A 7486-nucleotide genomic window follows, 5' to 3' on the forward strand; every position below is an offset into this window, starting at 1 on the left:
AGAGAAAATATTGGTGAATCATGAAATGATTTGCACTGAAGCAAGCTGCATCCCTGCTGAAATCATTCTTATCAGCAGGAATTTTCAAATTAAATGATCTCTCGTGGAACTATTTTGCGATTTAATATTGGAGAGATCATCTGGAAATATTCATTGGCTTCCCTCTGGCTTCTTATGTAATTCTTAACGTTGGCAAAGTATGCCCTTAACGTTTTAGAGATAAGTGAGCTGGATTACACATCATGTTACACGTGATTGGGAGTAACTCTTATGTCCGCTGATTCGGGAGCATGTACTTCAGTTGCCAGAGGTGGTGTGGGAGAGTCAGGAGCATCCGCGTTGCTGATACATTCGATCAAGGGCCCTCATTCAAAAATGATTGTCCTGCGAAATGTTGAAAGCAGCTTATGCCCGAATACCTGGGCACTTGCAAGTCTCTTTGTCAACGGTACGCCGATGGCCTCTGGCAATATCTCGACCGAGGGCAGTTCGATTCAAGTTGAGGTATCCTCTGGAGGAAATGTTGCCGCTCTGATTCAGGCTGTACCCAACTTCAATCGTGTTTCATGCGTTCGTCTGGGAGAAGCTTCTATTAATCTTGAAGAATGCGATCTGGTCAGCCTGAGCCGAACGAACGAAACTCAAGCAGGTGTCATTTCGACAAGCAACATAGTGACTCGTGACTGGTATGCATGGAACAACACGATGCCACCCAGGCCTGACCAGTTCCATCTTGTCGGTGAAGTGCAGGTTCCGAACCCTGGAGTTGATGTACTGCTGCTTCCAAGAATACCGCAGGGGATTAACCCGAGGATTCTGCAGATGGAAATTCATCTCCATCAACGTCCTGGCATTTGGCCACAGTTCGTGGTCTGGAAACCGGTCAGTTACAGCAAGGTCAATGGTGACTACGATACCGTTCAAGTTTTTTATGGTAATGACCTTGTTGTGGAAGTTCCGGTAGAGATAGTGCAGTAATCGAATAGGGTGACGCGTCTGCCAACTTTAGTATATCGGCGATCAGGAACGCCAATTGTCTACGATCAATACGGATATCAGCTCAAAGGTCGTTGCCATAACCTGGGGAAAGCCTGCCAAAGCGCAGAGATGTTGCGTATTGTCTGACCCCTTGAGTTCCTTACACAATCTTTAGTTCATCACAAAGAACTTCATTAAAAATCTGGGGGCAGGCATGGCGCTGAAAAAACTGGCCGAGACGGGCTCCTTCTTTGGTAATGGAATACGGGACGTCCAAGCGACGACCTTCTCTGTTGATGGTGTGGCCCGATTCGCTTGCAATACTTGGGAAGAGTTGGAAGACGCACGCGGAACCCGCGGGTTCGATATCGTTATTGTCGGATCAGGAATGTACGGTGCCTACCTTGCTGCCAAGCTTCATGAGTTTGGACAAGCACTTGGGTCGGCGGCACCTCGGATCGCTGTGCTCGAATCTGGGCCGTTTCTGATATCTGAACATATCCAAAATCTGACGCGGACCGGTGACCTCGGTAGCCTCGTTTTTGAGCCGTTGGTCGGACCCACGTCGCAGCGGCAAATTGAGGAACCTGCCCACTATTTGAACGCGGGAAATCTTGTTGATCATGCGAAATGCGTGGGCGGGAAATCGCTTTTCTGGGGCGGGTGGACACCGCGTTTGCTTGAAGACAACTTGCGACGTGCCGATAGCCCCTGGCCGGAAGAAGTTGTCGATTACCTGTTTCAAACGGGGGTGCCGCCTGAAGAGATCGATGATGGCTATCCGTTCGTCGAGTGGGAAATTGGAGCGTCTGAGTCAACGGATTTCATTCAAGGCGACTTGTACAATACATTACTTACACGAGCAAAGGCGGTTGCTAGCGAGGTGACGCTGGGTAACGGCAATGGAACGCACTTGATGACTCCACTGCCTCCACCAGTTGCAGTCCAAGGAACGGGCCCCCAATCGGGGCTTTTTGGGTTTGATAAGTACTCCAGTCTGATCCTGCTGCTGGACGCCATCCGACGTGACCATCAGGGTGACGATAGAAATCGCCGCCTATTTTTAGTCCCCAATGCACACGTCACATCAGTCACCATGGATCAAGGTATCGCTACCGGGGTTCGCGTCGCGTTGGTCGATCGGATTGCATCCGGAGTTCCATTTGATCGCAATGCGCCGAAAACCATTCGCTCGATTGAGAATTTTGAAATCAATCCGGGCGGCATGGTCGTATTGGCGGGGCATGCGATTGAATCGACACGCATCGCGCTTAATTCGTTTCGGCGTCCCATCGGCGTGGGACCAGAGTTGATGGGACGAAACCTGATGGCGCACGTACGTGGAAATCATGTTTGGCAAGTGAAACGAGAGGCTTTGTCCATGCCTACGGGTGCCCCATTGGGTAATGCGGCATTGCATGTTCCAGGTCGGTCTCGGACGGTGACACAACAAGGCCGCCAGGGCGAGTTCCATTTTCAGTTTTACGCATCGGCTAATGTGCCGCCAAATTCTGGATCAGGGCCTTTAGATGCTGAGGAATATCTATATCGCTTGCTTCCGAATTTCGATGAGATTCAAGACATTCTGCAGGCTCAGAATGACGAGTTAATTGCGATTGGTATTCGGACATGCGGAGAGATGTTTGGAGAACGGGAGAAAACCATTCCGTCAGCGGAATTGTTCAGTTGGATGGATACGCCGGTCCCCGGTGTGTCAGACGAGCTATTTATGGATGGATTTGGCAATATCATCGAACGTGTTCCACGGGCCTTCGTGCGGATTGTTGAAACACCATCGGATCGTGCGGTACGCGAAGATCAAACCACTGCAGCATTTCAATTGATTGCAGAGATGTTCGATGTACCGATCTCCGAAACAGGATCACGATTTAAAACACTTGAAGAGTTTTTGGCGTCCGGTAATAAAGTTCGATATTACACGGACAGCAATGTGGAGCAGGATGGCATTGGAACGACTTATCATGAGTGCGGAACGTTGTGGATGGGTACGGATCCCTACGGATCGGTTACGGATGTCCACGGACGTTTTCATCATGTTTCAAACGCTTATGCGTGCGACCAGTCTTTGTTTCCAAGTGCGGGATCGGCCAATCCGGTTCCAACAGGGTTGGCGCTTGCCAGGAAAATAGCGCGCGGCATAACCTCGCGATTCACTAGCAGTCCAACAGTTTCGGTTACGGAGAGTGGCTTCGACGACCTTTTCGATGGCACATTCAGCAATTGGCGGAGCGCTGACGCAGCTAACTTTCTTACTATTCCAGAAACAGGCCAACCAACAATACTAAACGCAGGTGTGGAAAACCAAAATCCGCTGCTTGGCGTTCTCTATTTCAGCTCCGAAGAATTTGATGATTTTGAACTGCGACTTCAATGGAGAACGTTTTCACCCTACGCGAATGGTGGAATTTTTCTGCGTGCTCCTGAACCGGTTGGGAACTTGTTCCTCCTGGGCGGTTTCTACGATCAAGCATTAGAAGTACAGATCGACGAAAGAGGTTTTGATGTCGTCTCGGATGCAAATGGCAGTCCCCGACACAAGACTGGTGCTCTGTACGGGCGACTGCCTGCTACTCGCTCGTGCAGTCGAGCCATCAGTCCCCGCGATGGGCGTCCTGGTTACTGGAACGACTTTGTAATACAGGTCCAAGGTCAAGACATCACGGTCAGGTGCAATAACGAAATCGTTTGTGAGGGAGAAATCGGCAATGCATTGCGTCGAGGATTCATTGGATTGCAATGTCACACCGAGGTCGTTCAATATCGAAGTATCCGGATCAAACGTATCTAGGTACTTCGCAGTGTTGGTTATATAGTGGGACAGAATTTCTGTTCAGACCGAGTCTTTGATTCATCTCTTACCCCGGGAGAACTAAATGAAAAAAGAAATTATCCTGTCGAAAATGAAAGGTCAGCGGCGTTATCTCGCTCCAGCAGATACGGGTGATGATGATCTTGGTCCGCTTAAGCTGTTGCCAGGCATCTGGAAGAATGAGCCAAACCTTTCAGGAAGAGGCTGGAATATTATCGCGTTGCCGTTTGCGACGGCACCAGGTGCGGGTTTTAATTATCGTTTAATGATGAATCAGTACAACGAGGTGCTGACTTTCTCGTTGATAGACAAAGGCGTGCCCAATCGCGGAATTAGCGTTGACGAATCCTCTGGCACGACACAAGAAAGCGATCAGTTTGTCGTCACGCTCGACTATGAACAACAGGTCAAACAGATTAGCGCCGCGGATTTTCCCGATAGTGGGTTAGCAGGCCCCGCCGATTTACCAATTCACCACGAACCGGGACTTTGGCTTTATATGTTGAACGAAACGCCATTGGGTCTGGATGTTGGTCGACTTGCGACCATTCCTCACGGAGACTCGGTGCTTGCACTGGGGAAGAGCAAAGTCGAAGACGGCCCTCCAGATATTCCTGATGAAGTCAGTGGACTGCCTGTCGGAGTTTCGCCTGACGTTGAAGGGAATCCTTACCTATCCCCTTACAAGAATTTCATCGATCATCCGTTCAAAGGAGTGGTGTCCGATCCAGCCTTTCCGGGTTTTCTTCCCCATCGAACCACCGACCTATTGAGAGCGGCCAATGAAGGTGTCGAAATCAAACGAACGACAACGCTATCAGTCGACACAACTGTGGAGACCGGAGGCATTCACAATATCCCGTTCGTCGTCCGGCAGGCCAATGCAGCGTCGATGAAGTCAACTTTCTGGATTCAAGAACTGGTCGAAAAAGACAAGCATGGGAAACCAAAACTGCGACTTCAATATCTCCAGGTAGTCTTGCTTGATTTTTTCAGTCGACGCGATGGCTTGCCGGGACTCATACGTTGGCCACACATTAGCATCAATACAATGGAGAAGGTAGCACCTTCAAAGGCTGAGGTTGAAGTCGCTCCAGCCATACAGAGCTAAGCCGCGTTCAGAACGCTTTGTCGTTTAAGCAGTGATAAAAAAAGGTGCGACCATGAGAACCGAACTGTCCGCTCCCTTAAGGTAAGAAAACGGTCAGATCAAAAGTGTTGCCTAATCCACGATTAACTACATCGAATCTTGTGACCCGGCGGTCCGTTATAACAAATCACTTGGTAATGACACGAAATTTTAAAGCAAGGTTTTGTTAGGCTCTTCGTTTTGGCGGACGCCGAGCCTTTCTGCTACGGCAATCGATCTACGTATCCCAAAATCTCATAAAAGTTCAGTGAATTTGCGTAAAGGAAACAACCATGCCTATCATCAATGACGTTAAAGATATTTGCGATCGTTTAGAGGGACGTGGGTGGAGAGATTATTTCCTGGATGCAACAGGGGGAGAATTGGATATTATTCAGTCGTCGCGTCCGAAACTTCTCGCAGCATTGACAGCACCTCTCTCATCAATCAATCGCACGAAGCCAGGATTAGAAGACTTTCACGCGACTGCCGACCGAGCGATTACTGGCGGCAGCCCATCGCAAAGCTTGTTTTACCATGCGTTGGCGTCACCTGCCGTCCATCCAACCTCAAACGGAAATCCATCGGGAAATTCAAAGAACTACCCGACGCTGGAAGAGTTGGATGTCATCGAAAATTTCATTTATAGCCTGGTGTCTGACCGCACAGATCTGGACGATACCTTTATCGCCGTTTTTGCTTACCAGTACCGTATAGCAAGCCGAACACCACACCTTCGACATGCTGATGTAGCTTATTCGCGAACAGGTGTTGCCAGGATTGGGACTTCTAAACCCAATTACGACGCGAGGCGCAGGAGCTTTTGGGTACTACCAAAGAATGGGAGCGAGGCTATCTGTGTCCTGCCAGCTCGTTACGCGGCTTTTTTGGCCCGTTGGGCTAAGCCAGGTACCGCAGGCTCGGTACAAGGAGGCCATGATGGTGCGAACGATGCGGACTATGTCTTTCCTGTTCACAAACTATTCTCGGGGAAAGAGTGCTTGGATGGTCGGGATATTTCGATCGACTTTTCCGAGTATCATCGCAATGAAAAGTTGCGGATGACACACCGGCTCTCTGCCAACGAAGGCGGACTTCCCCTTCCCGCCGGATTTGACTTGACAAGTTTTCCTTACGTACGAGACTCCACCAATGGGGGGAAACTTACACAGCTATCTCCGGTCGGCTCATCCGTGTTAGTAGTTCCTGAACCAGCAACTTCACTCGTGAGAACAGTAGCACAGCGCAATTCCATTACTAACAAATTCCAAATCGTTCACTTCGAGGTCCCGCCTGTACGAAACATCGTTAGACCCGGTGGTGGTCTTCCTCGAAATCGATTTGCGGAGTCCAGCCTTGAGATACCAGCATTTGGTGCTGACCGCCTGTCGCCGGAATATGTCAACATCCGGCATCGCGTGGACCCGAACGGCTCGATCACACAAGTACCAACTGATCTGAATACCCTAAGTCCGTCAGCATTCGCAAATGCGATTGAAAATGGAGGCTATTTTGCTGCGCACTTCACTGACGACTCATGTGACGGGTGCGTGGAAGCAAAGGTGACGGGGTTGGGGTCGCCGGTTGAAAGTCTACCTGCATTTTCACTAGAGGTCATCTCAAAACCGTTTTAATAGTGTAAATAGACATCCGAGTATAACAAAGCTTTCGTAGAGATAATCATGGTATTCCCAGCGTGTCACAATCCGCCGGTAATTGTGGAGCCAGGCGATGGTTCGCTCGACGATCCAGCGTCGTTTGTACCGTCTGAGTTTGCGGCCATCCTGTTTCACAGGCCTCACACGGCCCTTGCGATGCGGACAAATCAAATCGATTCCCTGCTCACAAAGACGATCACGCAATCCGTCCGAATCGGCGGCCCTGTCATAGACCAGACGCTCGGTTTGTCGATTTTGCATTGTCATTTTTTCAAGCAATGGCTCGATCAAAATCACTTCATTGCGACTGGCCGAAGCTGTGTCGATCGCCACGGGGGTGCCATGACGATCAACTTGAATCATAACTTTAGTACCTTTGCCACGGCGGGTAGGCCCGATCTTATTACCCCTTTTTTTGCTGAGGCAAACGTGCCGTCAGCAAAGGTTTCTGTCAAATTGAGCTGGCTGTTTTCATCCATCTGTTCCAGTATTCGCTGCCAGGCAACCAGGAAGATTCCATCCTTGGTCCATTGTTGGAAACGGCGATGGCAGGTCGCTTTAGAGGGATATTCTTTTGGTAAATCTTTCCATCGGGCTCCCGTGACCAGCACCCATAAGATTCCTTCGAGGCAATCACGAGGATGGACCTTGGGACGCCCCCCTTTTTCCGCAGGAGGCTTCCAGGGAAAAAGGTCTGCAATCAAACTCCATTGTTTATCGGTTAAAACGACTGTGCGATCCGTCCTGGACACTGAGTTTGTGGAAGACCGATGTCGTTTCGGCCACCAAACCAGTGTCATATACATGAGAAATTCTCCTTTCCGGAGAACATTACACGCAAACGTCACGCCAAACAGTTCACTTTTTTTGACCTTTTGAGACAGCTTCTAG

Annotated in this window: 6 protein-coding genes; 4 read left to right on the plus strand and 2 right to left on the minus strand. The window is 49.6% G+C overall.

Annotated elements, in window-relative coordinates; all coding sequences use genetic code 11:
• Positions 1 to 270 precede the first annotated feature (270 nt).
• The 4 genes from AACZ40_RS02590 (at position 271) to AACZ40_RS02605 (ending at position 6571) form a co-directional block, all read left to right on the plus strand.
• Entirely contained in the window at positions 271 to 978 is a 708-nt protein-coding gene (locus tag AACZ40_RS02590; protein WP_291175755.1) for a hypothetical protein, read from the plus strand.
• A gap of 214 nt (positions 979 to 1192) precedes the next feature.
• The gene (locus AACZ40_RS02595) at positions 1193 to 3787 is read left to right on the plus strand and encodes a family 16 glycoside hydrolase (RefSeq protein ID WP_291175753.1); all 2595 of its coding nucleotides are present in this window, start codon (positions 1193 to 1195) and stop codon (positions 3785 to 3787) included.
• Between the two features lie 85 nt (positions 3788 to 3872).
• Positions 3873 to 4919 (plus strand): heme-binding protein, encoded by a 1047-nt coding sequence (locus tag AACZ40_RS02600; RefSeq protein ID WP_291175751.1) that lies wholly within the window; start codon positions 3873 to 3875, stop codon positions 4917 to 4919.
• 311 nt (positions 4920 to 5230) lie between these two features.
• The gene (locus AACZ40_RS02605) at positions 5231 to 6571 is read left to right on the plus strand and encodes a hypothetical protein (RefSeq protein ID WP_291175748.1); all 1341 of its coding nucleotides are present in this window, start codon (positions 5231 to 5233) and stop codon (positions 6569 to 6571) included.
• Here AACZ40_RS02605 and AACZ40_RS02610 read toward each other — a convergent pair.
• A complete protein-coding gene (locus AACZ40_RS02610) occupies positions 6557 to 6958 on the minus strand; it encodes a transposase (protein ID WP_291169233.1) in 402 nt (133 codons plus the stop codon). The two genes, AACZ40_RS02605 and AACZ40_RS02610, sit on opposite strands and share 15 nt — an antisense overlap.
• Positions 6955 to 7401, minus strand: coding sequence for a transposase (locus AACZ40_RS02615; protein ID WP_339673139.1), 447 nt, complete (start codon positions 7399 to 7401; stop codon positions 6955 to 6957). The genes AACZ40_RS02610 and AACZ40_RS02615 overlap by 4 nt, the downstream gene beginning before the upstream one ends.
• Positions 7402 to 7486: the final 85 nt, after the last annotated feature.

This window comes from uncultured Gimesia sp. (genome assembly GCF_963972345.1).
Taxonomy (GTDB): domain Bacteria; phylum Planctomycetota; class Planctomycetia; order Planctomycetales; family Planctomycetaceae; genus Gimesia.